17 protein-coding genes are annotated in these 26567 nt (G+C 54.0%); 8 read left to right on the top strand and 9 right to left on the bottom strand.

Annotation, left to right across the window (positions count from 1 at the left end; translation table 11 throughout):
- Window positions 1–3 precede the first annotated feature (3 nt).
- From yidD to rpmH, 3 genes are read right to left on the bottom strand one after another with little or no spacing between them, the layout of a single operon-like run.
- Window positions 4–297, bottom strand: a complete 294-nt coding sequence (gene yidD, locus CPH80_RS15300; protein ID WP_096279128.1) for a membrane protein insertion efficiency factor YidD — start codon at window positions 295–297, stop codon at window positions 4–6.
- On the bottom strand, window positions 297–704 hold the full coding sequence (gene rnpA, locus CPH80_RS15295) for a ribonuclease P protein component (RefSeq protein WP_096279126.1): 408 nt from the start codon (window positions 702–704) through the stop codon (window positions 297–299). The genes yidD and rnpA overlap by 1 nt, the downstream gene beginning before the upstream one ends.
- A 15-nt stretch (window positions 705–719) precedes the next feature.
- Window positions 720–854 carry a 50S ribosomal protein L34 gene (gene rpmH / locus CPH80_RS15290; RefSeq protein WP_008172542.1) on the bottom strand — a complete coding sequence of 45 codons (135 nt, stop codon included), beginning with the start codon at window positions 852–854 and terminating at the stop codon, window positions 720–722.
- 672 nt (window positions 855–1526) lie between these two features.
- Between rpmH and dnaA the strand changes: the two genes are divergently transcribed.
- The 5 genes from dnaA to gyrB all read left to right on the top strand — a co-directional run bounded on the left by dnaA (window position 1527) and on the right by gyrB (window position 9180).
- The gene (dnaA, locus tag CPH80_RS15285; RefSeq protein ID WP_096279124.1) at window positions 1527–3002 is read left to right on the top strand and encodes a chromosomal replication initiator protein DnaA; all 1476 of its coding nucleotides are present in this window, start codon (window positions 1527–1529) and stop codon (window positions 3000–3002) included.
- A 40-nt stretch (window positions 3003–3042) separates the two neighbouring features.
- Complete coding sequence (gene dnaN / locus CPH80_RS15280; RefSeq protein ID WP_096279122.1) at window positions 3043–4146, top strand: DNA polymerase III subunit beta; 1104 nt, start codon at window positions 3043–3045, stop codon at window positions 4144–4146.
- 10 nt (window positions 4147–4156) lie between these two features.
- Complete coding sequence (locus tag CPH80_RS15275) at window positions 4157–5428, top strand: ABC1 kinase family protein (protein ID WP_096279121.1); 1272 nt, start codon at window positions 4157–4159, stop codon at window positions 5426–5428.
- 125 nt (window positions 5429–5553) lie between these two features.
- Window positions 5554–6687 carry a DNA replication/repair protein RecF gene (gene recF / locus CPH80_RS15270; RefSeq protein ID WP_096279119.1) on the top strand — a complete coding sequence of 378 codons (1134 nt, stop codon included), beginning with the start codon at window positions 5554–5556 and terminating at the stop codon, window positions 6685–6687.
- 78 nt (window positions 6688–6765) lie between these two features.
- Window positions 6766–9180 (top strand): DNA topoisomerase (ATP-hydrolyzing) subunit B, encoded by a 2415-nt coding sequence (gyrB, locus tag CPH80_RS15265; protein ID WP_096279117.1) that lies wholly within the window; start codon window positions 6766–6768, stop codon window positions 9178–9180.
- Between the two features lie 96 nt (window positions 9181–9276).
- Here the strand turns inward: gyrB and CPH80_RS15260 are convergent, their stop codons facing one another.
- From CPH80_RS15260 to CPH80_RS15250, 3 genes are all read right to left on the bottom strand, one after another.
- Window positions 9277–10035, bottom strand: a complete 759-nt coding sequence (locus CPH80_RS15260) for a VC0807 family protein (RefSeq protein WP_096279115.1) — start codon at window positions 10033–10035, stop codon at window positions 9277–9279.
- A 107-nt stretch (window positions 10036–10142) separates the two neighbouring features.
- On the bottom strand, window positions 10143–11420 hold the full coding sequence (locus CPH80_RS15255; protein ID WP_096279113.1) for an aspartate aminotransferase family protein: 1278 nt from the start codon (window positions 11418–11420) through the stop codon (window positions 10143–10145).
- A gap of 106 nt (window positions 11421–11526) precedes the next feature.
- Window positions 11527–13260, bottom strand: a complete 1734-nt coding sequence (locus tag CPH80_RS15250) for an ABC transporter transmembrane domain-containing protein (RefSeq protein WP_096279111.1) — start codon at window positions 13258–13260, stop codon at window positions 11527–11529.
- A gap of 152 nt (window positions 13261–13412) precedes the next feature.
- Between CPH80_RS15250 and CPH80_RS15245 the strand changes: the two genes are divergently transcribed.
- Window positions 13413–15218 (top strand): ABCB family ABC transporter ATP-binding protein/permease, encoded by a 1806-nt coding sequence (locus CPH80_RS15245; RefSeq protein ID WP_096279109.1) that lies wholly within the window; start codon window positions 13413–13415, stop codon window positions 15216–15218.
- Here the strand turns inward: CPH80_RS15245 and recD are convergent.
- Genes recD through recC form a run of 3 tightly spaced genes read right to left on the bottom strand, consistent with a single transcriptional unit; the run spans window position 15215 to window position 24788 of the window.
- Window positions 15215–17506, bottom strand: coding sequence for an exodeoxyribonuclease V subunit alpha (gene recD, locus CPH80_RS15240; protein ID WP_096279107.1), 2292 nt, complete (start codon window positions 17504–17506; stop codon window positions 15215–15217). The genes CPH80_RS15245 and recD overlap by 4 nt on opposite strands.
- Window positions 17503–21249, bottom strand: a complete 3747-nt coding sequence (recB, locus tag CPH80_RS15235; protein WP_096279105.1) for an exodeoxyribonuclease V subunit beta — start codon at window positions 21247–21249, stop codon at window positions 17503–17505. The genes recD and recB overlap by 4 nt, the downstream gene beginning before the upstream one ends.
- Window positions 21246–24788, bottom strand: a complete 3543-nt coding sequence (gene recC / locus CPH80_RS15230; RefSeq protein WP_096279103.1) for an exodeoxyribonuclease V subunit gamma — start codon at window positions 24786–24788, stop codon at window positions 21246–21248. The genes recB and recC overlap by 4 nt, the downstream gene beginning before the upstream one ends.
- Window positions 24789–24989: 201 nt before the next feature.
- Here recC and CPH80_RS15225 point away from each other — a divergent pair, with 201 nt between their 5' ends.
- Both CPH80_RS15225 and CPH80_RS15220 read left to right on the top strand, forming a co-directional pair.
- Window positions 24990–25238 carry a helix-turn-helix domain-containing protein gene (locus CPH80_RS15225; protein ID WP_096279101.1) on the top strand — a complete coding sequence of 83 codons (249 nt, stop codon included), beginning with the start codon at window positions 24990–24992 and terminating at the stop codon, window positions 25236–25238.
- 6 nt (window positions 25239–25244) lie between these two features.
- On the top strand, window positions 25245–26537 hold the full coding sequence (locus CPH80_RS15220) for a type II toxin-antitoxin system HipA family toxin (RefSeq protein ID WP_096279099.1): 1293 nt from the start codon (window positions 25245–25247) through the stop codon (window positions 26535–26537).
- Window positions 26538–26567 lie beyond the last annotated feature (30 nt).

Here is a 26567-nt window from a genome sequence, read left to right as displayed (position 1 = left end):
GAGTTACTGTCTGGCCTGGGTGGTTATTGGGGGATGGTCAGCCTGAGGGCTACAGGACGCTATTTCTGCCTGTCGCGATTGTACGGTACCCGGTACAGGATCATAACCACCTTCTGCCCAAGGGTGGCATCTCAACAGGCGTTTAGTGGAGAGATAAAGACCTTTCAGCGAACCGTGATGGGAGATAGCTTCCACAGCGTATTGTGAACAGGTTGGATAATGTCGGCAATGACTGGCCATAAACGGACTGAGGGCATACTGATAAACGCGGATAGGAAGAAGCAGAAAGTTGCGCATTAACCCGTTCCCTCTGCAGCTGGGGATGTTCCTGCTGATTGAGATGGCGATAGCTGACAATACTTTTTTGTAAGCCGGTGCCAGAGACCATTCAGAGATTGGCTCACCTCTTGGTTTTCCAACGCTGCAAGTCCTTGGCGCCCGAGAACGATGATATCCATTCCGGGAAGATCAGGCTGATGTCGGAAAGTCTCTCGAACCTGACGCTTAATCCGGTTTCGCTGTACAGAAAGTTTAAGGTTTCTCTTCGCAAAAATTAAACCAATCCTGGCATGTCCGAGGTTATTCGGAGTAGCCAGAATCAGAAAATTCCGGTGCGGAACCTTAATCTGTACGTCGTCGAAGACTTTGCTGTAATCCGCTGGTCGCAAAAGACGATGCGCTTTAGGGAAATTTAAAGTCTTCACAAGGCGAACGACAGATTACGCTGACAGACGTGCACGGCCTTTGGCACGACGACGGGAAATTACTTTGCGGCCGTTGGCAGTTGCCATACGGGCACGAAAACCGTGAACGCGCTTACGCTTCAGGACGCTTGGTTGAAACGTTCTTTTCATGGTGACTATCTCACAATTCGTGTGTTGGACATTTGGGAGTTGGCTGAGAAATTAATAACCAAAACAGGAGCGGCATTCTATGCAAATTCTGCCCAAGGTTCAATGTTTATTGGTACGCGCTTACGCTGATGCCAGATAACGCTTCCTGGGAGGTTCGCAAAGCGCAGGCTAATTTCGAGACGATCCGGAGAATAACAGTAGTAATAGGTCTTTATATAATTCTTTAAAAGATTCTATTATTACTGTTATTACACAGGCTGTTTTCTGTGGAAAAGCCTATTTATGACTTATAAATCATTATCTTGAAGCAATCATAAAGCTGGGTAGAAGTATGCCTGAGCCCTGTGTATAAGCGTAGGACGAATTGTGGAGAAGTTGGGCCTGTCGAAAAGTGCCTAGTTATGCACTGGAAGCCCCATGGTTGCGCACAGGGTTGGGGGGCGGTTGCACACACAGGGGTGTTGATAATTTATTACAAAGAATTTTCTGTACACAAGGCTGTATATAAGTCTTTAACAAATTGATAAGAAACACTATTAATTTCCACAGGCTGTTTATGACTCAGTGTTTTCGCTTTCACTGGAGGGGCCGGCAGGTTAGAATCCTTGGTCATCTTTCGGGATCGGGCACTCTCGGTTCGAGAAATTTATGAGTTATCGGGAGCGGACTGTCGTGCCGAACAGTATGTGGCATCAATGCCTTGAAGTACTTCGGGATGAGTTTCCCGCACAACAGTTCAATACCTGGCTTAGGCCCCTCCAGTCTGATCAACGGGAGGGGCAACTGATGCTCTTCGCACCCAATCGGTTTGTGATGGACTGGGTGAATGAGAAGTACCTGCGACGCATAGAAGAAGTTCTCAAAGATTTGAACGGTGGGCAGGCTCCAAGGGTCGGAATGAAGGTTGGATCGGCTCCTCGGGAAAGCGAACCGGTGATGCGCTCAGAAATCGCCCAGCGGGGTTCAGTACAGCGAGTACAAGAAGAGACCGGGGGCAGAGTTACCGAAGAGGAGAAAGGTATCGCGACGACTGTGAGCGGTAGCCGGGCTGCACAGAATAGACAGAATAGAGGGTATGGATCGGCGACACCCCGTCGTTCGGTTCAGGTAGAAGGTGACATCAAGCACCAAAGCTTTCTCAACGAAGGCTTCACATTTGATACCTTTATTGAGGGTAAGTCGAACCAGCTTGCCAGGGCTGCGTCAATGCAGGTGGCTGAAAACCCGGGCGGTGCGTATAACCCACTATTTTTATACGGTGGTGTCGGCTTGGGTAAAACTCACCTGATGCACGCGATAGGAAATGAGATTGAACGGCGCAACCCTAATGCTAAGGTTGCGTATCTGCGTTCGGAACGGTTTGTTGCAGATATGGTTAAGGCGCTGCAACTGAACGCAATCAGTGAATTTAAGCGTTACTACCGGTCCGTGGACGCGTTGTTGATCGATGATATTCAATTTTTTGCCCGTAAAGAACGCTCCCAGGAAGAGTTTTTTCACACCTTTAACGCGTTGCTTGAGGGCGGCCAACAGGTAATCGTAACGTGTGATCGGTTTCCAAAAGAAATCATCGACATGGAGGAGCGCCTGAAGTCCCGTTTTGGTTGGGGGCTAACAGTGATGGTTGAGCCGCCGGAGCTGGAAACGCGAGTGGCGATTCTGATGAAGAAGGCTGAACAGACCAATGTAAAATTAAGCAGCGAAGCCGCATTTTTTATCGCTCAAAAGATCCGCTCTAACGTGAGGGAACTTGAAGGCGCACTCCGCTTGGTGATAGCGAACGCTCACTTCACGGGTTCTGAAATTACGCCACCGTTTATCCGGGAAAGCCTGAAAGATCTGCTCGCTCTGCATGAAAAACAGGTGAGCATCGATAACATTCAGCGCACGGTGGCCGAGTATTATAAGATTAAGGTAGCGGATCTACACTCCAAGCGGCGTACCCGCGTGATTACCCGGCCCCGGCAAGTGGCTATGTCGCTTTCCAAAGAGCTGACTAATCACAGCTTGCCGGAAATCGGCGATGCGTTTGGTGGCCGCGATCACACAACCGTTTTGCATGCGTGCAAGAAAATCGTGGAGCTTCAGGAAACAGATCCTGGCATTCGCGAAGATTATAAGAATTTCATGAGATTACTAACCACCTGAATTCTACATTCATCCTTCCAACAACAGAAAGCTGAGTGACATGAAACTGACGATCAGCCGTGAATCCCTGCTCACACCGTTGCAAAGCATTGCCGGTGTCGTTGAAAAAAAGCAGACCATGCCGGTACTGTCGAATGTGCTGCTGGTGGCCGAAGACAACACTTTGACCCTAACTGGGACAAACATGGAAGTTGAGCTGGTAGGACGGGTGACACCTGTCCATATTGACCAGCCCGGGCGGATCACCGTACCAGCCCGGAAGCTTTCAGATATCTGCAGAGCGCTGGGCGATGAAGCGCCAATAGAATTAGTGCTTGAAGGCGACCGGTTGCATATACGATGTGGCGCAAGTCATTTCACGCTTTCCACGTTGCCAGCTGAGCATTTCCCTAATGTGGAAGATGAGCCAGAGAGCTTCCGGCTTGAACTGCCACAGAAAGAACTGAGGCGCATGTTTGATGCGACAGCGTTCGCCATGGCTCAGCAAGATGTTCGCTATTATTTGAACGGATTGTTGCTTGAAGTGGATAAGGATCACGTACGTACAGTGGCAACCGACGGCCACCGGCTCGCGATGGCTCATGTTGAGCTGGATACCGGTTGTGCAGAGCCGCGCCAGGTTATAGTCCCCCGTAAGGGCGTTCTGGAGCTTTCACGGTTGCTGGATGACGTGGAAACATCGGTCACGTTGGTTATTGGGGATAGCCACCTGCGAGCGACTGTTGGATCCTACACCTTCACTTCCAAGCTTATTGAAGGCAAGTTCCCGGATTACAATCGGGTGGTTCCACGCGGCGGCGACAAGATAGTTCTGGCAGATCGTGCGACCCTGAAAAATACCTTGCAGCGGGCTGGCATCTTGTCCCATGAAAATATCCGCGGCGTTCGTCTGAATTTGGCGACGAATGAACTCAAGGTGTTTGCTAATAACCCGGATCAAGAACAGGCTGAAGACGCACTGCCGGTGGATTATCAGGGCGAATCCTTACAGATTGGTTTTAATGTAGGCTATTTAATTGACGTAATGAACGCGCTGGATGATGAGCAGGTGAAGATTACGCTCTCCAATCCGAATAGTAGCGCACTGATTGAATCGCAAACTGATAACCGCTGCCTTTATGTGGTTATGCCGATGAGGCTATAGGAGAAGACTGATGGGCACCGTAACGAATGGAATCAAAGGCGCGTTCAGAATTGGCCAAACACTTTCTGTACTGGGTCGAACTGGAGCCAGATGGGTTGGGGGTGATCGGCCTCCTGCTCCGCGGCTGTTACGCCGGACGTTCGAATCCCTGGGCGCAACCTACATCAAACTTGGGCAGTTCATTGCGAGTTCGCCGACCTTCTTCCCGAAAGAGTACGTGGAAGAATTTCAATGCTGCTTGGATCGCACGCCCAATCTGCCGTTTGGTGTAATCAAGCGCATTATTCGTGACGAGCTGGATGTACCGATTGATCAAGTGTTCTCTGAGATTGATCCGATAGCCCTGGCTTCCGCCTCAATTGCACAGGTTCACGCTGCTCGCCTGGTTACTGGCGAAGAGGTGGTGATCAAGGTTCAGAAACCGGGCGTTGAAAATATCCTGCTGACAGATCTGAACTTCCTGTATCTTTCGGCGCGAATTCTAGAAACCTTAGCACCAAAACTCTCTTGGACGTCGCTCTCCGGGATTGTGGAAGAAATCCAGCGCACCATGATGGAGGAATGCGACTTCATTAAGGAGGCGAACAACCTCAAGGTGTTTCGGAAGTTTCTCCACGACACTCATAATGAAGAGGCTACGGTTCCCGAGGTTTACGAACATGCCAGCACCCGTCGGATACTTACCATGGAGCGTTTCCACGGGGTGCCTTTAACGGACCTCGAAAGTATCCGGGGTTATGCAAAAGATCCGGAGCGGACACTGATCACCGCGATGAATACCTGGTTTGCCAGCCTTACTCAGTGTGAGTTTTTCCACGCCGATGTGCACGCAGGTAACCTGATGGTATTGAAAGATGGGCGTATTGGATTTATCGATTTCGGAATTGTCGGTCGAATCCGCCCAGACACGTGGGAAGCGGTTAGCGATTTTATTTCCTCAGTGATGGTAGGTAATTTCGACGGTATGGCGGATGCCATGATCCGTATTGGAATCACCAACCGTACCGTGCAGGCAGACCAGCTAGCGGACGATTTACGTAAGTTGTATCAAAAAATGGATAAGATGGTGCCAGATCAAGTGTCCTATCAAGCGGATCAAGCCGAAGACGATGTGAATAACATCTTGATGGACATGGTTAAAGTGGGCGAAAGCCACGGGCTACATTTCCCAAGGGAGTTCGCCCTGTTGCTGAAGCAGTTCCTGTATTTCGACCGCTACGTGCATATTCTTGCGCCAGAAATGGATGTGTTTATGGATGAGCGTTTGAATATGCTGCACTGAGGCGGGTCGCCTTCACCTGCTCGGTTTTGTACACTAAGGGCAGTATTTCACTATACTTGTGAGATGCTGCCTTTTTTCGTGGATACGTTCCATTCCTTTTGCTGCCGCGACGAGCTGTCCTTTCTATGGCGCTGGTAAAACTTCATACCGAGTTTTTTCGCAATCTGTCACCCGCCGAACCGGCGTCGTTCTCACCCTCATTCAATTTGTTATACGGTGCCAACGGCAGCGGGAAGACCAGTGTTCTTGAAGCTATTGGTTATCTGGGGCTAGGTCGATCGTTTCGAATAAACAGGCATCAAGCGGTCGTCCAGCATGGTCAGCAACGATTCACGGTGTTTGGTGGCTTGGATCACGGCTTTGATGACGAACGAAATGCTGAATCTTCAGGTTCTCTTGCGCACCGGTTAGGTATCTCAAGGGATGTAGGTCAGAAAGAAACCAAGCTGCGGGTTGATGGTGAAGGTGTACGCAGCCTTTCTTCTCTTGCGATGCACCTGCCCGTGTCGGTTATTGATCCTGGCGTGTTTGATATTGTGGCAGGTGGGCCTGGGAAGCGACGTCAATTTTTAGATTGGGCAGTGTTCCACGTGGAACCTTCCTTCGCATCAAGCTGGCAACAGTGCCAGAGAGTGATATCACAGCGGAATCAAACGCTCAGAAATGGTAGACTAGAAGAATCCATGCTGCGTATCTGGGATGCCCAGTACGCAGCACTGAGCGAACGAATAAGCGAAGCCCGAAAAGCTGCTTTTGATCAATTCAAAAGCGCGTTCGACAGCCTGCTTCACGAAGTGAACGTTAGCTGGACGGACGGGCTAAAGCTCGAGTTCTATCCCGGGTGGGATACAAGCCAATCGCTGGTAGATGTACTTGTCCAGCATAGGGAACAGGAAGCCCGCATGGGGCACACCCTTTATGGGCCTAACCGAGCGGACATAAGGATCAGATTTCAGGGACGACCGGTGGTGGAAACGTTTTCCCGCGGCCAACAGAAAACCCTCGTTATCCTGATGAAAATTGCCCAGAGCGTGGTTTTAAATGATCTCGGAAAGCAGGTCAGCTTTCTGATTGATGATATTAATGCCGAGCTGGATGAGAGTCACAGATCGATGCTGGCTCGCAAGTTACAGGAGTTACGTTGCCAGGTATTCATTACCTCCATTGAACATCCCGATCCGGAGTCATTGTGGCAGGGTAACCAGATACCTGATTACCGAATGTTCCACGTGGAACATGGCAAATTGAAGGAAGAATAAAACCGGCTTACCAAATCCTCAGCCTGCAAGATGCGGATTTAAGGAAAGCGCCGGCCCTTAAGTTTCAGGAGTTTCCTAATGAGTGAATCGAGCTATAACTCTACCAGTATCAAAGTCCTGAAAGGGCTGGATGCGGTACGAAAACGGCCAGGGATGTACATCGGCGATACAGATGATGGCACCGGCTTGCATCACATGGTGTTTGAGCTGGTGGACAACTCCATCGATGAAGCTCTGGCAGGACACTGCTCCGAAATCGGTATCATTATTCATGCGGATGAGTCGGTAAGCGTTCACGATAACGGCCGTGGTGTTCCTGTAGATATGCACGAGGAAGAAGGCGTATCCGCCGCCGAAGTTATCATGACGGTACTCCACGCTGGGGGTAAGTTTGATGATAGTTCCTATAAAGTTTCCGGCGGTCTTCACGGCGTAGGTGTTTCAGTTGTAAACGCTCTGTCGTCTACCCTCACCCTGACCATACGTCGCGATGGAAAGGTGTATGAGCAGGTTTACACCCACGGTGTGCCAAACGCGCCTTTGGCTGCGGTGGGTGATACAGAGGCTTCAGGTACCCGGGTACACTTTATCCCGTCTCCCGATACCTTCACCCACATTGAATTCCATTACGATATTCTCGCAAAACGCGTTCGGGAATTGGCATTTCTGAACAGCGGTGTGCGTATCCGCCTGACAGACGAGCGTAGTGGTAAAGAAGAACTTTTTCAGTACGACGGTGGTTTGCGGGCATTTGTTGAGCACCTTAACGCCAACAAAACGCCGATCAACCGGGTTTTCCACTTCACTCGTGAGCGTGAAGACGGCATTGTGGTGGAAGTTTCCATGCAGTGGAACGATGCCTTTCAGGAAAATATTTACTGCTTTACCAACAACATACCCCAGCGCGATGGCGGCACACACTTGGCGGGTTTCCGTTCTGCTCTTACCCGTTCGTTGAATACTTACATTGAGAATGAAGGTCTGGGTAAGAAGGCAAAGGTGAGCACGTCTGGTGATGATGCTCGGGAAGGCCTGACGGCGATTGTCAGCGTGAAAGTACCTGATCCTAAGTTTTCTTCACAAACGAAAGACAAGCTGGTGTCTTCGGAAGTGAAAACGGCCGTTGAGCAGGAGCTCTATCACGCCTTTGCAGAGTATTTGCAGGAGCAGCCCAGCGAAGCCAGGCTTATTGTTAATAAGATGATTGAAGCAGCGCGAGCCCGAGAAGCTGCCCGTAAGGCCCGGGATATGACCCGCCGAAAAGGTGCGTTGGATATCGCAGGTTTGCCTGGAAAACTGGCAGACTGCCAAGAGAAAGACCCCGCCCTCTCCGAGCTGTTTATAGTGGAGGGTGACTCGGCCGGTGGTAGCGCTAAACAAGGCCGAGATCGCAAAACTCAGGCAATTCTACCGTTGAAAGGTAAGATCCTGAACGTAGAGAAGGCACGCTTCGACAAGATGTTATCCTCCGTTGAAGTCGGCACGCTGATTACTGCGTTGGGTTGTGGTATTGGCCGTGAAGAGTTCAATGCGGATAAGCTTCGGTATCATTCCATCATTATCATGACGGACGCCGATGTGGACGGTTCCCACATTCGTACTCTGCTGTTGACGTTCCTGTTCCGCCAGATGCGCGAAATCATTGAGCGTGGTCATGTGTTTATCGCTATGCCGCCGCTTTACAAGGTCAAGCGTGGCAAACAAGAGCAGTACCTGAAGGACGAGAAATCAAAAGAAGCTTACCTTACTCAGACGTCTCTGGAAGGCGCACAGCTGTACGTAAATCCGGACGCACCTCCTATCAAGGACTCTGCCCTTGAGACCATGGTGCAGGACTATCAGACGGTTATGGCGATGATTTCTCGCTTGTCCCGCGCGTACCCGGCGAAGGTACTGGAGCAGATGCTGCACAATGATACGCTGAAGGCGGAGCATCTGAAGAACGAGGAGTCGGTTGCGGCTTGGGCCGGTCGCTTGGGCGACGGGCTAAATGTTGATACTCGCAGTGGCACCAAGTACACCTTCTCTGTAGCCAAAGACAATGAGCGCGAGCTCTATCTGCCAAAAGTCACCATCTATGTGCACGGGATTCCCTACGAGCACACGTTCAGCCATGATTTCTTTGATTCGCCATCCTATGGTGCCATTGCGCGCCTTGGCGAAACCCTGAACGGGCTTGTCGAAGAAGGGGCATATATTCAGCGTGGCGAGCGTAAGCAGGCAGTGCTGTCTTTTGAAGGCGCATTGCAGTGGTTGATGAAGGAAGCTCAGCGCGGGCTGAACATCCAACGCTACAAGGGCTTGGGCGAGATGAATCCTGATCAGTTGTGGGAAACCACCATGGATCCTGAATGCCGTCGCATGATGAAAGTGAAGATTGAAGACGCCATTGCGGCGGATCAAATCTTCACCACTTTGATGGGCGATGATGTTGAGCCGCGTCGTAACTTTATCCAGACTCATGCGCTGGAAGTGACGAATCTCGATATTTGATAAGGCTCAGATAAGTAACAAAAAAGCGGCCAGAGTAGTGATACTCTGGCCGCTTTTTTTATTCCCGAAAAACCGGGTATGTTATTGGAATAAGCGCTATTTTCCAGAAGCAGAGTTTGAGGATTTGGCTTTCTCTTTCTCTGCAATTTGTGGCGCCATGACCTCTTCCAGCGTGTACCCCGTCAGCCGGCGAATGGTTCTCCATAGGTAATAGAAGATAAGCATCATCATGATCATGGAAGGTATAGCAATCATTGGGTAGCTTACCAGCGTCATCCTGCCAAGCTCTTCATTGAAGGCCTGGGTACCTGAGGGGCTGACCACAATCCAACGGGCAATAACGTAGTTCATGATGGATGAGAACAGAAACGTGCCGGCAAAAAAGTAGCTCGCTTTTAACAAACGCTCTTCAAACTCTTCTACTTGGTTTTTCTCTTCCAACGTTTTTTGAATTTTTCCCACATCGAGCACGTTGGGGTTGTACAGAAGTGTGCGAACCAGAGGGTATTTCGTGCGGGTAGAGGCCAACACAGCCAATCCAATAATGGCGGGAATGGCCGCTTCTTTTATTGCCAGCCATCCGGCATCCAGTTCTAGTAATCCAATACCGCCTGTGAGCCCTACACTCACCAGACCCAGCACGGCGATAAAGTTCTTCTTGTGGTAACGGATCAGCTCGAACAATCCCCAACCAAGGGGGAATGCTAAACCAAGAATCAGGGCATTAACGCTGCCAAGATGCTGATCGCCGCTGAATTTCATCAGAATAACGGATGGAATAACAATACTGACCAGAAGATCAACCCAGGGCCTGGGTTTGTGCTCGGGTACAGCCGTTGCGTTCGGTGAAGTCATGGCTCTGCCTGGTTGGTGAAACAACTACAGCCAGTATACGACGAACCCCATAAAAAAACCGAACCCGGAGGTTCGGTTTTGGGACCCAAAGTCACTGCGGAACTATATTAGGCGCCGGCTTCTTTCAAGCACTCTTCAACAATTGCCAAGCCTTCTTCAAGGATATTATCCTCAATCGTTACGGGCATCAGAAAGCGTAGCGTATTGCCATACATGCCGCAGCTCAGAAGGATAAGACCCTTCTCCTTGGCTTTCTTAGTAATCGCTGCAGTTAGCTCGGGCATTGGCTTTCGGTTTTCTTTGCTTTCAACCATCTCGAATGCTGCCATGGGCCCAAGGCAGCGAACGTTATCTACGTGGGTGAACTTTTCCTGCCACTGAGTGAACCGTTCATTCAGTTTTTCGCCTAAACGCACGCTCTTGCCCAGAATGTCTTCTTCTTCGAACACTTTGAACACAGCCAATGCAGCAGCACAGGCGGTCGGGCTACCCGTGTAGGTGCCGCCTAGGGAGTTAGGCCCTGAGGAATCCATGACTTTGTCGGTTCCGACAATTGCCGAGATTGGCATGCCATCAGCCATACTCTTGGCCATGGTGATGATATCTGCCTCAACACCACTGTGTTCAATGGCAAACATCTTGCCGGTACGGCCAAAGCCACTCTGCACTTCATCAATAATCAGCAGAATGCCGGTGTCGTCACAAATTTTCCGCAGTGCCTTGAGGAAGCTGGTCGGCGCCGCGTAAAAACCACCCTCGCCCAGTACCGGTTCTAGCACGATGGCTGCCGTCTGGTTCGCCGGAGAATCTGTCTTCATGGTCATATGCAGGCCACGCAAGGCTTCTTCCTCACTCACACCGTGATAAGGCACGGGATAGGGTGCCCGAAATACGCACCCGGGCATGGGGCCGAAGTCTGTCTGGTAAGGCGCCGCCTTGCCATTCATCGCCATAGTCATGAAGGTGCGGCCGTGATAGCCGCCGTTAAAGCAGATTACGTTGGTGCGACCGGTCGAAGCCCGAGCAATCTTAACGGCGTTTTCCAGAGCCTCGGCACCGGAGTTGGCCAGCATTACTTTGGCGTGACCTTTTACAGGTGTTACTTCACTTAGCTTCTGCGCGAGGCGTACATAGCCCTCATAGGGCATAACCGTTTGGCAGGTGTGCATCAGTTTATCTAGCTGGGCCTTGATAGCCTCAACCACTTTCGGGTGCCGGTGGCCGATGTTGAGAACACCGATGCCGCCGGCAAAATCGATCATGCGTTTACCGTCTGCGTCCCACAGTTCTGAATTGGTTGCGTGGTCAGCAAATTGCTCATTGGGACTTGCCGCGCCTGCCGCAACATAGCGTTCTTTGAGTGCTTGCAATTCTTTATTGCTCACTTTGCCATTCTCCCTGTGTGTCTGATTAAAACAGTGTCGTTAACTAGTGTAGGAATTACTAGTGTAGGGAGTACCGTTGAATGACACAAATTAACTAGGATGAATATCACGCCGGCGGCTCCCGGAATTGTAACGCCGCCAAGCGCTGGTATAGCGGGTTCGTCTGTATTAGCTCGTCATGACTGCCCACCGCCAATAACCGGCCCTGGTCTAGCACGGCGATTCGGTCAGCATCCCGCACCGTGGCTAGCCTGTGGGCAATGACCAACGTGGTTCTGCCAGAGGTAAGCGCCGGCATAGCTTGCTGGACCAGGCTTTCGCTTTCCGCGTCTAGGGCGCTGGTGGCTTCATCCAACAGCAGGATGGGCGCATCGGCCAGCAACGCGCGGGCAATGGCGAGCCGTTGTTTCTGGCCGCCCGAAAGCCCCAGCCCGGCATCTCCCAGGCGGGTGAGATAGCCTTCAGGAAGTTTTTCGATGAACTCATGGGCGTGGGCGATACGGGCGGCCTGTTCAACATCGGTCTGGCTGGCGCTTGGCCGCGCGTAACGTATATTGTCTGCCACCGTGCCGTGGAACAGTGCTGGGTTCTGGGGTACCAGTGAAAAGCAGCTACGCAGCGCCTCCAGGGACACTGTGGCGCTATCCGTGCCGTCAATATAGACGGTGCCGCTGTCGGGTTGATAGAAATGCAATAGCAGATCAAACAGCGTAGATTTTCCCGCACCAGAAGGGCCGACCAGTGCTAGTGTTTCCCCGGCGCGAACATGCAGGCAGACATCAGCCAATGCGGCGTATTCGCTACGGCCCGGATAGTGGAACGTCAGGCCTTGGATGCGAATATCCCCCGCAATGGCACTGGGGAAACCGCTTGCCCCTTCGGTGGCCCGGTTAAACGCCGGTTCGGTCTGTAACAGTTCGAACAGCCTTGCGGCAGAACCCGCAGCCCGTTGCAGCTCACCGATCACTTCACTGATGGCGCCGGCGGCTACACCCACAAGCAGGCTGTAAAACAAAAAAGCCGCGAGTTCCCCTGGGGTAATCCGCCCGTGGATAACATCCAGACCGCCGATCCAAATCACGATGCCGATTGCACCCATCACTAGGGTAATCGCCAGAGTGGTCAGCCAGGCGCGTTGCTTGATGCGCTCACGGGCGATGTCGAATGCGCGCTCAGACACATCTGAAAAAAAGCGCCGGTCATGGGGCTGGTGGTTGAAGGCCTGCACGGTTTTTATCTGGGTGAGATTTTCTCCTACGTAGCTGCCTACGTCCGCTACTCTGTCCTGGCTGAGCCGTGACAGCTGTCGCACCCGCCGGCCGAAAAACAGGATGGGTACGATAACCAAAGGAAAGCCTAGCAGGATAATTCCAGCCAGTTTGGGGTTGGTGATGAATAACAACAGCAATCCACCTACCAGCATCAACGCGTTGCGCAAGGCAATGGATACTGTGGAGCCGATCACCGATTGCAAAACCGTGGTATCAGCCGTAAAGCGGGACTGAATTTCCAGCGCGCGATTTTGCTCGAAGAATCCCGGGTGTAGGTCAATCAGATGATTGAATACCTGTTTACGGATATCAGCCACCACCCGTTCGCCAATCCAGGACACCAGATAAAACCGTGCAAAGGATCCGAACGCCAGCCCCAACACCAGAATAAAAAACAACCCAACGGCGCGAGCCAGGTTGGCCGGGGATTGGGTGGCTAGGCCCTGGTCGATTAGAATTTTCAGGCCCTGCCCTAACCCAAGTGTGATGCCTGCGGTGATAACCAGCGCGACCAGAGCACCGGCCACGGCCTTGCGATAGGGGCGAATAAATCCAATGACCAGTTTCAGAGCCTGCCGCTGACGAGTGTTAATGGTATGTCTCCTGAAGTCGCGGTGAATTAAAGAGCCGCGGTGCTGTAAACTCGAGCAACTATACGAACGCTGCTTCCGACGAGCCTTATCATACGCTTGTCGCCCCTGTGAATAATGAAGGAATCCCCGTGCGCGCTTACGCTGATAATGACTACTGTGCTAACCAAAAACCAAATTGGAAGGTGATCGCCGGGCTTTGGCCCTATCTGGCGGAGTTTCGTGGGCGTGTGATTTTGTCTGTCGCTTTCCTGATACTGGCGAAGCTGGCCACGGTCGCAACCCCTGTGGCGCTGAAATACATTGTTGATTATCTAGATCAAGGCCGAGCAGGTGGCGAACTACTTCTGTGGATTCCCGTGGCACTGGTGTTCGCCTATGGCGTGTTGCGGTTTACCAGCACGTTGTTCAGTGAGTTACGAGATGCCGTGTTTGCGCGGGTTGCCGAGCGCGCCATGCGTCGGGTATCGCTGAGAGTGTTTCGCCACCTTCATGACCGTGAACTGGCGTTCCATTTGGATCGCAAAACCGGGGGGCTGGCCCGGGACATCGAACGGGGCACCACAGGCATCAGCTTCCTGCTGCGCTTTACCTTGTTCAACATTGTTCCCACGTTGCTGGAAATCGTTATGGTGGCGGGCATTTTGCTGGTGGCCTTTAACGCCAGCTATATGTTTGCCATCCTCATCGCCGTGGTGGTGTATATAGCTTTTTCCATTGTGGTTACTGAGTGGCGAACCAAGTTTGTTCGCGAAGCCAACGCCCGGGACAACCAGTCCAACTCCCGTGCGATAGACAGCCTGCTCAATTATGAGACCGTGAAGTACTTCAATAACGAAACCTTTGAAGCCGACCTTTACGATCAAGATCTTGCGGGGTGGGAGCAGGCGCGCCTGAAAAACCGCTTGTCCCTAGCCGCCCTTAACTCTGGCCAAGCGCTGATTATCGGGGCGGCCATGATTACCCTCATGGTGATGGCCGTACGGGAAGTGGCCAGTGGTGCTATTACGTTGGGTGATTTCACCATGATCAACGCCTATCTGCTTCAGCTCTTCATCCCTCTAAGTGCTCTGGGTTTTGTGTACCGGGAAATTCGTCAGTCTTTGGTAAATGTAGAGCGCTTGTTTGGCTTGCTGGGTGAAAAGTCGACCATCGAAGACGCTGGTGAAGCGCCGGCGCTGGCTGTGGATAAAGCCGAGGTGGGCTTTCACAACGTGCATTTTGCCTACCGTGCGGATCGCTCGATTCTGCAGGATGTGGACTTCTCTATACCTGCCGGGCACACCGTCGCCGTTGTGGGTGCCAGCGGCGCAGGTAAATCCACCCTCGCCCGCCTGCTGTTCCGTTTCTTTGATGTGGATAAGGGCTGTATCACGATAGATGGCCAAGATATTCGCGAGGTTAATCAGGACAGCCTGCGCGCCGCTATAGGCGTGGTGCCGCAAGACACCGTGCTGTTTAACGACACCCTGTACCGCAACCTAGCTTATGGCAAGCCAGAGGCCACTGAAGCCGAAGTACACCACGCGGCCCGCCAGGCCCACCTAGACGATTTCATCCGCAGCCTGCCGGATGGCTACGACACCAAAGTGGGTGAGCGCGGCTTGAAGCTCTCTGGCGGTGAAAAGCAGCGCGTCGCCATTGCCCGTGTGCTGCTGAAAAACCCGCCGCTGTTGATTTTGGACGAAGCTACGTCGTCGCTGGATTCCATTTCCGAACAGGCTATTTTGGGGGCCTTGAACGAAGTCAGCCGTCAGCGCACCACCCTGGTTATTGCCCACCGCTTATCCACAGTGCGTGATGCAGATACGATTCTTGTAATGGATCACGGCCAGATTGTGGAGAGTGGCGGGCATAGTGAGCTATTAGCCAAAAATGGTTACTACTCCCGGCTGTGGATGCAGCAACAGCACAGCAATGAAGACGAACAGGATTAACTAAGCACCGAAGCCAACCCAGAAGCCCGCACCACTCTCTGGCCTACGCTGTCGCTGAATACGCTGGCATCGCCCGTAATAAGGCTGAACCAGCTTTTCGCACGGGTAATGCCGGTATACACCAGCTCACGTGTCAGCACCGGGCTGACGCGGTCTGGTAGCACCAGGCAGGTGTGGTTGAACTCTGAGCCCTGGGATTTATGTACCGTCATGGCGTATACGGTTTCCAGCTGCTGCAGCCGGCTGGGTGAGATCCAGCGGATGTCTCCGCTGCCGTCGCTGGCTGGGAAGGCTACGCGTAGCACGGATTCAGGGTTGTTGCCGTTGTTCTGCAGCTCAGCGCCCCAAGGCAGGCTGAAGGTAATGCCTACGTCGCCGTTCATCAGCCCCAGATTGTAATCGTTGCCGGTAATCAGCACCGGGCGCCCGGCATACCAACCTTCGGCCCGTGGAATCAGTCGTTGTGCCAGCAAGTGGTGGGCGATCAGATCGTTCAGGCCCTCCACACCCCAAGGGCCTCGGCGCAGGGCGCACAGCACCTGAAAATCGCTGAAGGCTTTCAATACCGATGAGGCTAACTCGTCCCTTTGTTCAGTGGTGCTGCTTTCGTTTAGCTGGTGGTTCTGCATCAGGGTTAAGTAATGGCGGTAACCTACCGCTGGGGGCAGGGGCTGATCGTTGCCATCTATTCGCCCTTCCCCGTTGTTGCGAAATGCGTTGGGACTTCCGTTAATCACATGGCCGCAAATCAGTGCTTGAGTGCCTTCCAGAGATGGTTTTTTGTTGTGGCCGTTTAGCCATATTACATCCTCAAATCCCGCATCACGGGCTTGCTTCAGGGTGTTGGCATCTAATGTGTTGGTGTTGACCGCTTCGGCTAGGTGGCGAATACCGCTGCCTTCGGCAAAGCGATAACTCTTGCGCAACATGGCCACCGCCTGATCTAGCGGCTGGCCTTCGGGATCCTGCAGGGCCAGCGGGATGTCAGTGCCGGTTATGGTCTTCAGCCATTGCACCGTTGCTGGTTGATAATGCCCGTCTGGTGCGCGCTGACACAGCTCGCCGAGTACTGCACCGGCGTCCACCGAGGCCAGCTGGTCCTTGTCGCCTAACAGGATCAGTTGGGCGTTGGCGGGCAGGGCATCAAACACCGACGCCATCAAGTCCAAGTCCACCATGGACGCTTCATCGATCACCAGAATATCCACCAGCAGCGGGTTGTCGCGGTTGTGGCGGAATTTTCGGGTGTCTGGGCGGCTGCCTAGCAGCCGGTGCAGGGTGGTTACTTTGGTGGGAATATCCGAAAGGCTAACCTGCCCCGGTAGCTGCGCCAGTGGCAGGCGGCTGACGGCGCCACCAATGGATTCGTTCAGTCGGGCGGCGGCTTTGCCAGTGGGCGCGGCTAGGCGTATACGGTATTTTCGCCCATCTCGTTCTGTGGATTCGCCCGCAACAGATTGTAAGGCTGCAAGTAGGCTTACCACGGTGGTGGTTTTGCCAGTGCCGGGACCGCCGGTAATGACTGCGAAACGGTTGCGGGCTGCCAGCGCGCAAGCCAGCTTTTGATAGTCCACAGAGTCCTGTGGTTTAAACAGAGTATCCAGCGCTTGGCTCAGAGTATTGGCGGCGGGTGAGGCCGGATCGGCCAAAGGGGACGGCTGTGCCAAACGCTGCAGAATGCCGGCGGCAATCTGTTGCTCATATCGCCAGAAACGGCGCAAGTACAGGCGGGTACCGTTCAACACCAATGGTGTAGTGTGTGAGCCATCACTTACCGATAAAGCCGCCCCCATGGCGGCGAGACAATCCTGGATAGACACTCGGGCCAAGAGATCGCCTGGCCCGATCTGGCCTATGCCAGCGGTTGCCGAACCTGCTGAAGAGCTAGCTGTGTTGTCCCGATTTCGAACAGGACCGGCTCCGTTCGGTTCTTCTGGAGGCAACGATAAAGTGGTATCCGCATCGGCCAGCAGGGTTGCCAGATCCACGCACACGTGGCCCCGGCCCACCTGATGGGAAGTCAGGGCGGCGAGTAATAGAACCAGCGGTTTTGGTGCTTCGCCCTGTTCTTCCGACAGGTCTTGGATCAGCCGCGCAAAGCGCACATCCAGTGGGCGAATCCAGCCGGCTTGTTGCCAATTATCCAGCAGCTCAAGAACCGTTTCTGTCCGAGCTAGAGCAAGGCTGGTATTGCCATGATCGGCTGCAACGGGTGCCGTCTTGTCCGAATCGAGAGCTTCGTCCAGATCAAAGGCAAACTGGTTGTCGGTATTCCGGTTTTTGCTCATGCCGCCACCTCCCCGGGGGCTGCCTTGCCGTCAAACATAGCATCCAGTTGTTCAATCAATGCTCTGGGCGGTTTGTCGGTAAACGCCCCGGCACCCGGCGCATGTATGCCGCGTAAAAACAGGTACACCGCGCCACCTATATGCTGGTCGTAGTCATAATCCGGCAGCCGTGCTTTCAACAAGCGATGCAGGGCCAGTAGATAGAGAACGTATTGCAGGTCGTAGCGCCTCTCCAGAATGGCTTCGCCCATGGCCTGATCTGTGTAAGCGCTGTCGTTATCGCCGAGATAATTAGATTTATAGTCCAGCACGTAATACTGCCCGTTATGTTCAAACACCAGGTCGATGAAGCCTTTCAGCATGCCGTTGAAGCGCCCGCCATCGACTTGCGGCCGGTCAGCCCCATTAAGAGTGTATTGAGTGACCAGCTTGTCCATAGCTCGGGTGCTGACGTTGCGGCTTTCAAACCAGAACTCCAATTCTGGGCGCAGCGTACCTAGGCTGGCCAGGTTGGTGCTTTCGTCACCACTGCGGCTCAACGGCAGCGGTTGTTGGATCAGTGCGAGTATCCATTGCTCCAGAGTGTCTGCCCAATCACTCCAGCCGCGAGTGCTGCAGCGGCGGGTGAGCTGTTCGCGTAGCGGCAACGGGTTATCCACAACATGTTGCAGCCCCTGCTGCGCGCACCACTCCAGCAAATCATGCAGGAACGTACCCGGGCCTGCGCCCTTGGGGAAATGATGCTGGCTGTGGCTGAGCGGAATAATCAGACTTTCCTCGTCGCTGTTGTGGCTGCCCTCTTCCCGCAAGTTTTGGGTTTCAGCGTCTTCCGCTTCGCTGGTAAACACAATGCCCGTGCCGGTGAGCCCGGTGTATTCCAGAGAGGAGTAGCTGGCAATCCACCAGTCTTCCCGGGCTTCGCGGGTTGAGATCAGTGCGGGCCCGAGTGCAGCGGGCGCCTCCTGCGCATAATGTAGGTCGGTGGCGCCCGGTAGCGCTTCGGCACATAGCTCGGTGTGGCGATTAACCAGATGGTTTAGGGCGTCACTCAGCGGCTTTTGTGCCGCAGGTTCACCGCCCAGCAGATAACCTAAGCCACTGAGGTGCCAGTTTTCAATCTCAGCAACACCTACCCAGGTGGCGAAGCGGGCGCGGGTAAGGGCCACGTAGAGTTTGCGGATGTCTTCGCCTAGCCGTTCCTTATCTGCCCGGGCGACGTCTTCGGGGGTGGGGTCGAATACTGTAATCAACTGTGAGTTGTCATCGTGATAGCGCACGAACGACTGTTTTTCACTCTGCGCGCGAAACGCGGTGCCAAAAGGCAGGAACACCAGCGGGTATTCCAGGCCTTTAGACTTGTGCACAGTGATGACTTTCACCAGCCCGGCATCGCTTTCCAGGCGCAAGGTGCGGTGCTCGTCTTCTTCATCTGCCGCCCGCAAAATCTGGGTGAAGTGATGCACCAGCGCGTGTTCGCCATCCAGTTGCAGGCTGTCCTGCTGTAGCAGTTCGGCAATGTGCAGAATGTCTGTTAGTCGGCGCTCGCCGTCCGGGCGCTGCAGTAACCGCCCGGGCACTTCAAAATCCATCAAAAAGCTGCGCAACATGGGCAGCACGCCCTGGCTATGCCACTGCTTCTGGTAGCCCGTAAAACGCTCGATTTCCCGCTCTAGTGCCATCTCGTCGGTGAGCAACTGGTCAAGATAGCTCCACGGTAAACCCAGTGTGGGCGTGGCCAGTGCCGCCCGGGCATAAGCCAACTGCTGGGGTTCGGCAAAGGCTTTGAGCCAGCACAACACCTCACTTGCTTCCTGAGAGGTGAGTACCGAATCCCGGTCGGACAGGTACACGCTTTTGATGCACCTTTGGCCCAAAGCATCACGCACCGCAGCTGCTTCGTTGCGATTGTTCACCAAAATGGCGATGTCTTTGGGTTCTACTGGTTCTATGTCATCCGGGTCACTTTCAAGAGCAAAACCCGCCAAACTTTGCTGGCCCAAGGTGAGCATGCGTGCAATTTCGCTGGCACAGGTTTCAGCCACCTCGGTAGTTGCGGTGCCTTTGGCCAGGCTTTTGCGGTTGCCGTTTTTGTCTTCCTGATCGCTTTCCAGTGACCACAGAGTAAGGCTGGGCTGAATGTCGCCGTTCACCGACCATAGGCGTTTGGTGCCATTGGCCTCCACGCCCTGAAATGGCAGCGGTGAGGTATCGCCTTTGCCGAACAGGAACGCGCCCTCTGGGCTGTTCTGATCGCCATGCTCGAACACCCGGTTGACCGCTTTCACCATGGGCTTGGACGAACGGAAGTTGCGGCCCAGGGTCCAGGTGCGATCGCGGGCCCCTGTGCGTGCATCCAGATAGGTGTATATATCGGCGCCGCGGAAGCCGTAAATGGCTTGTTTCGGATCGCCGATCATCAGCAGGCAGGTATCCGGGTGATTCTCTGCAACCCGATAAATGCGGTTGAAGATACGATATTGCACCGGGTCTGTGTCTTGGAATTCGTCGATCAGCGCCACCGGGAATTGGCGGCGGATGGTGGCGGCCAGTTGATCGCCACGGGGGCCATGAAGGGCATCGTCTAGGCGCGTGAGAAGATCGTCAAAGCCCATTTCTGAGCGTTTCTGTTTTTCTGATTCCAGCCGCGCCGCAATCCAGCGAGTGGCGTGTTTTAGAATATCGGCCTCAGCGCTAGGCAGGTTCTCTGCAAAGGCGATCAGTTCTTCGATGACATCAAAGGCCGGATGGTGAGGCACATCTCCCTCGCCTTTAAGTTTGCTGGCTAGTATTTCCCGTGTCTGGTTCTGGAAGCCGGCTTTCTCTAGCCCTTCCGGGTAGAGCTCATCGGAAGCGGCCCAGTCCAGCAGTTTGTCCCAGGCGGCAATCATTGGCTTCATGCTGCCGCCGTGCAGGCGTTTGCTCTTGTTGAGCTCGATCAGCATGTCGGTGACTTCGGGCGCCCAGTCGGCCCAGGGGTGAGCTTTTAGAGCCTTAGCGTGTTCCCTTCGCCGCTGCACAGTGACTTCGATGGCCTGTTTCACATCGTCGGTAGCTACTTCGAAAGAATCGGCGTCGCCAATCAGGTTGCGCACGGCTGCCCGCAGGCTGTCTGGGGTTTTCCAGTGCTCCACCACTTCGTCCATCAGGTCCGGTGACAGCGGATAGATAAACGTTCGCCAGTAATCCCGCACCACTTCATCCAGCAGATCGCTCTGGTCGGTTTCAAGTTTGAGACGGAACAGGCTGCCGCTGTCGAAGGCATGCTCGGTGAGCATTCGGTTGCACCAAGCGTGAATGGTGGACACCGCGGCTTCGTCCATCCACTCGGCAGCCAGCAGCAGCTTTTTGCGGCAATCTGGCCAGGTTGCTGCGTCTGGATAATGGTCGTCCCGGAGCTGGTGAATCAGCGCGGTTTCTGCTGAGGGCTGGATACCGTTGGCGGCATCGGAAAACACCTCGGCGGCCTGAGTCAGCCGGGTGCGAATGCGATCCCGAAGCTCCTTGGTGGCAGCGTCGGTAAAGGTGACCACCAGCAAGTTTGGCGGCAACATGCCCGCAGCCAGAGCACTGCCCTCGGGCTGGCCATGGCCCAGCACCAAACGCACGTACAAAATGGCAATGGTGAAGGTTTTGCCGGTACCGGCACTCGCCTCAATCAGGGTGCTGCCGTTCAGAGGCAGCGTGAGAGGGTCAAGATTCGGGTTTCCCTTTATCACAGCTGGCTCAGTTGTTATGGCCGTCATAGCTTGCCCTCAATTTGCTCGGCGGCGGATTTGCCCTGCTCGGCTTCCCATAGAGGCACATAGAGTGCGTGCAGAAGCGCTTCGAATTCACCGCTTTCGAGCAGCCGTTCGGCGTTCTCGAAAGCGCCTCGCAGGTAGCCTGTGTCGCGTTCCAGGGCGGTTGTGTAGGCCTGTTGGGCGTCGCTGATGGCACGCTCGTGGTCACCGAGGAACTTTTTGCTCTGGTAGAAGCTGTAAATCCAGGCAAAACCGGCCTCACAGTGCAGCGGCAAGGCGCGGGTGCTGGCCTCTATCCAGCGAGCCAGTATGGCGTTTAGGTGTTTGGTTGCAGTTTCACGTGCCAGAGGTGCAAAACGGACTTTGCGGCCTTCTTCCTTACCTAGAATCAGGGTCTCGAAAGGCTGGTCTGTCAGTTGGCCGGCCAGATGAGTCACCCAGTCGCGCATTAGATTGGCGTAGCGTAGTTTTTTACTGCTGCCGCTACCACTGAGCAAACTGGAACCGGCGATGACCAACCGACAACATTGACCTTCAGGATTGCGGCGCAGGTTGCCGATCAAATCCAGCACTTCCACAGAACCCGTGCTGTTGGTCAGGTAGTGTTCAAACTGCACAGGTTCGCTGATCGCTTCGGGCCACTCGGCTAGAGCGCCTTGATACCGCTCGAACAGATCTGGCAGGCGGCCTGAGAGCTCATTGCGCAGCCGGTGTTCCGTTACACCCATGCCAAGGTCGCCGCGCCGCGCCATACGGTCCAGAGTGCTTTCTAGGCGTTCGTGTAATTCTTCTTCACTGCCGGCTTTTAGCAGCCCTTGTTCAACCAGTTCGGTATCTAAGCGCCAGCGGTCGAGGCCGTTCAGATCAAAGTTTTCGGTATCCGTGTCGTCGTCTTCCACATCCTCAAAGCGCACCTGCAGCCGGCGTTGGTAGAAAGTATCTACAGGCTTTTTCAAGAAGCCGGCTAGATCGTTGAGGGTGATGGGTTCCTCAGGCTGCTGAAACGGCAATGCTTCTTGTTGATACTCTGCCGCGCCATTGCCATGGGCGCTGCGCCATTCGTGCTCGTAGGTGAACAGGCTACGAGCGTGTTGGGCTTGAGGGAAATAATCTCGGCTGAACGGCTGCAGTGGATGGCTGGTGGTTAGCGCGGCTGTCACCGAATCGCCTGGCTGGTTTGGTACCTGCCAGAGATTGTCGAGGTGATCCTGCAGCTGGCCCACCAGAACCGACGGTGGCCTTGGTGAGTCGTCGCGAATGCTGCGCCCTACCCAACTGATGTAAAGCTGTTCGCGGGCCGACAGCATGGCTTCTAGAAACAGGTAACGGTCGTCTTCCCGGCGGGAACGGTCGCCGGGGCGATAGTCCTGCGCCATCAAATCAAAATCTACCGGCGGCCGCGAACGTGGATAATCGCCATCGTTCATGCCCAGCAGGCACACACTGCGGAAGGGAATCGCACGCATGGGCATCAGCGTGGCGAAGTTGACCTTGCCCGCCAAGAAGCGCTGGTTCAGGCCACCTTCGTCCAGGCCTTCCAGCAACACGTCTTTTACGATATTCAGTGGCAGCGGTTGCTGATCTAACCCTGCGGCGAGTGTGTCGTCCAGCCATTGTTCCAGTTGCCGGCGGAAGCGGTTCAGCAGCAACAGGTCGTGGCTTTCTACTTTGTGGAAAAACTGCTCCAGCATGGCGGAGAACAATTCTTCCCACTGCTGAGGCGAGCGGCTTTCTTGTAGTTCCTGCCACAGAGTTTCCAGGCGATACACAAACTCGCCAAGGCGTCCCGCGAGGCTGGCCTGCAGCCCGCCAATTTCGCCATAGGGCTGAACCCCAGCCCACGGGTCGTCGTCGCCCATGCCGTAACCGAGCAGCATGGAGCGTAAACCGGATTGCCAGGTGTTGCGCTCCAGATCTGCTGGCAGCTCCAGGCTTTCCCGGTGGGCACCGTGCAGACCCCAGCGGATGTTGGCGCCCTCAACCCAGCGCCGGGCCAAGGGAATTTCCTCTTCGGTAATTTCGAAACGGTCACGGATGCCGGGTACCTCTAAAAGGCTGATGATCTCACTCACCCCGAACCGACTGCGCGGCAACGACATCAGCGTTTCCAGGGCAATCAGCACGGGTTCGTGGTTGCGCTGGCCCTGATCGGAAATAGTGAACGGAATGTGACGGTTGCGCCCCGCCGAATAGCGGCCAAACACTGCCTGAATATGGGGTGCGTACACGTTGATATCTGGCACCATCACCATCACGTCTCGAGGCCGCAGCGTGGAGTCAGCGTTGAAGCGGGCCAGCAGTTGGTCGTGCAGAATTTCCACTTCCCGCTGGGGGCTGTGGGCATCGTGGAAGGCCACTGAGCGATCCATAGTCAGATCCAGCTCGCGCTGTTCGTTGCGAATCTCCTGCAGCGGGGTCAGGTTATAAATGTCATTTTGCAGCTGGTGTAACAAACAAGTTGCCTGCCCAGTGCCGTGTTCCGAGAAGATGTCGATTTTCTGATCCGGCGTCTGGAAACTGGCGCGGTATTCGTCGGGGTTGTCGAACTCATCCAGCAGGCGGATGTAATCCCGGCCTTGTTTGCCCCAGGCGGCTAGTAACGGGTTGGCGTGCTGGTGCAATTGGTCGGCATCATCAATTTGCGACAGGGTTGGGTGACGGGCACCGCGCTTGCGCTCAGCTTTCAGCAGTTCTCGGTCGCTGACAATATCGGCCCAGTAAAACTGCGAGGGGTTGTGAACACACAGCACCACCTGGCTGAATCGGCTGAGCACATAAAGCGCTTCCAGCGCCTGTCGGGGCAACGACGATACCCCGAACACCACAATGCGCTTAGGTAGGCGGTTCGGGTGAGCGGGCGCGGTTATGCGCTGGCCCTCAGCCATAAACCGGGTATGAATCTGCGAGCGGCTGGTGTGGGCTTCAGCACCTGTGTCTTCCACCAGTTTGCGCCACAGCATGGGCTGCCAGCGGGTGTCTTCCTCAATCGGTTTTTCACCGTTTCGAGTGCTGATCACCACATCCCGTCCTTGTTCCCAGGCCGCCAGCCAGTCGGCGCGGAATACCTGATACTGATCAAACAGATCCGCCACTTTCTCCGCCAACTGGAACGCCCGCAAATCCGTGTCGGTGCCTTCCAGAAAGCGCGCCAGCGGGTTGAACACTTCGTCCGTTTGCACCAGTTCCGGCAGCAACCGGTAAAGCCGCCACACCAGCCGGCGCTTATCAAAGGGGGATTGCTCTGGCACTTCGCCATCCGGCAGCACGGCGCGGTAGGCTTGCCAGATAAACCGCGCCGGAAACAGGAAATCCATACCGGCCGCGATGCCCAGCCCGCCTTCACTGCCATCCTCAGAGCGCTTTTCCGCCAGTGCCAACTTCAACCACTGGGCAATACCATTGCTCTGCACCAGAAAGGTTTCGCTCTGCAGCGGCGGCAGCGGGTTTTGCTGACATATAAACACCACGGCCCGGCGCAGGTCTTCCAGATGGTTGGCATGAACGGCGTGAAAGCCGGGGGTGATGGCGGCGTTTTGGGGCATGGATTTCCCTGTTTAGTCTCTGATTCGATTCCTGATATCACAGGTTACCGCATGTGATCGAAGAAGCGGACAGTCCAAGTCTTATGGGTGTATGTAATTCTATTTTGGATTAACTAACACAGCCTATACCCTATAGAGGATAATGTTGACTTTATCCTCTATACGGTATAATAATTAAACTATCCGCCAAAGGGTATAACCATGAAAATAACATCTCCGGAAGCTCTGTCCACGGCTATAAAAAATGCCAGGCACCGTCAAGATCTTAGCCAACAGTCTACTGCGGCCAAAGTTGGTGTGAAGCAGGCCACGGTTTCCAGTTTTGAGAATCATCCGGAGAAAAGCCGAGTCGAGACTCTGTTCAAGCTTCTCTCCGCCCTTGACCTCGAGTTGCGTGTGGTGGAACGCAGTGCATCGGACCCGATAGGCGGTTGGAGCGAAGAATGGTGATGATACATGCCTGACTTGATTGTGGCCCTGAACGGCATTGAGGTGGGAAAGCTGACACTGGAAAACTCCGGCGCTATGGCCTTTCAGTATTATCCCGCATGGTTAAATCAACCCGGCGCCCGAGCTATTTCTCTTTCACTGCCGCTTTCTCCAAAGGTTTATCGAGGCGCGCTGGTTTTTAATTTTTTTGATAACCTGCTGCCGGATTCGGATGCTATAAGATCTCGCATGCAGGCACGCTTCAGCGCTCCTACACGCCATCCCTTTGACTTACTTGGAAGCGTTGGTCGTGACTGTATTGGTGCCATTCAGCTATACCCTCAGGATTGTGTGCTGCCGGATATCCGAGCGGTGACAGCAGAATCACTTGGTGCCACCGCCATAGAACACCTACTCGGCAACTATCAAAACGCACCGCTGGGAATGGCGCGGGAAAATGAATTCCGTATTTCTCTGGCGGGTGCTCAGGAAAAAACCGCGTTGCTCTGGCATCAGGGTCATTGGCAGCTTCCCACTGGGAGCACGCCCACTAGTCATATTTTTAAACTTCCAATCGGCTTCTTGGATCATAGCAATATTGATCTTCGTGAAAGCGGTGAGAATGAATGGCTCTGCCTGCAATTCCTGAAAGCCTTTGGGGTGCCAACGGCTAACGCTGAACTTGGGCAGTTTGGCCGTCAGAAGGTTCTGATTGTAGAACGCTTTGATCGACGCTGGTCGAAAGATTCCACCTGGCTGATGCGATTACCTCAGGAAGACTTCTGCCAAGCTCTCGGTGTGGCTCCGGCGATCAAGTACGAGAGCGATGGCGGTCCAGGAATTCACGATGGAATGAAGCTCCTTCTTGGCTCACAGGCAGCGAACAAGGATCGCGAAACCTTCTTCAAAGCGCAGATACTGTTTTGGCTGCTTTCGGCGATTGATGGTCATGCAAAAAATTTCAGCCTTTTCATAGAGCCTGGCTCCGCCTTTCGGATGACACCACTCTACGATGTGATCTCAGCCTACCCACTTATGGCGCAAGGCAGTCTGGCACCGCAACAAGCAAAAATGGCCATGTCCGTTAAAGGTCGACAACGCCACTATCATTGGGCTCGCATCCAACCACAGCATTTCATAAGTACTGCCCATCAAGTTGGTTTTTCCAGCAAAAGAGCGAGCGAACTACTTGGCGAGATCGCTAAGCAGGTACCTAGCGCTATCAGCAAAGTGGAAGCCTTGTTGCCAGGCGAGTTTCCATCGCGTATCAGTGAGCCAATTCTGGAGGGTGTGCTAAATCAAGCTAAAGAAATAAAGTAAATTCAGGCGCCAGTGTTAGAACTCACATAA

It is taken from the genome of Marinobacter sp. LV10R510-11A, from assembly GCF_900215155.1.
GTDB lineage: Bacteria > Pseudomonadota > Gammaproteobacteria > Pseudomonadales > Oleiphilaceae > Marinobacter.
The sequence above is the reverse complement of the archived record's forward strand: the minus strand, read 5'-3'. Positions and strand labels throughout refer to the sequence as shown.

Coding starts and splice junctions, on each gene's coding strand:
- yidD (WP_096279128.1), bottom strand. CDS start 297: ATGCGCAACTTTCTGCTTCTTCCTATCCGCGTTTATCAGTATGCCCTC.
- rpmH (WP_008172542.1), bottom strand. CDS start 854: ATGAAAAGAACGTTTCAACCAAGCGTCCTGAAGCGTAAGCGCGTTCAC.
- dnaN (WP_096279122.1), top strand. CDS start 3,043: ATGAAACTGACGATCAGCCGTGAATCCCTGCTCACACCGTTGCAAAGC.
- CPH80_RS15275 (WP_096279121.1), top strand. CDS start 4,157: ATGGGCACCGTAACGAATGGAATCAAAGGCGCGTTCAGAATTGGCCAA.
- recF (WP_096279119.1), top strand. CDS start 5,554: ATGGCGCTGGTAAAACTTCATACCGAGTTTTTTCGCAATCTGTCACCC.
- gyrB (WP_096279117.1), top strand. CDS start 6,766: ATGAGTGAATCGAGCTATAACTCTACCAGTATCAAAGTCCTGAAAGGG.
- CPH80_RS15260 (WP_096279115.1), bottom strand. CDS start 10,035: ATGACTTCACCGAACGCAACGGCTGTACCCGAGCACAAACCCAGGCCC.
- recD (WP_096279107.1), bottom strand. CDS start 17,506: ATGAGCAAAAACCGGAATACCGACAACCAGTTTGCCTTTGATCTGGAC.
- recB (WP_096279105.1), bottom strand. CDS start 21,249: ATGACGGCCATAACAACTGAGCCAGCTGTGATAAAGGGAAACCCGAAT.
- recC (WP_096279103.1), bottom strand. CDS start 24,788: ATGCCCCAAAACGCCGCCATCACCCCCGGCTTTCACGCCGTTCATGCC.
- CPH80_RS15225 (WP_096279101.1), top strand. CDS start 24,990: ATGAAAATAACATCTCCGGAAGCTCTGTCCACGGCTATAAAAAATGCC.
- CPH80_RS15220 (WP_096279099.1), top strand. CDS start 25,245: ATGCCTGACTTGATTGTGGCCCTGAACGGCATTGAGGTGGGAAAGCTG.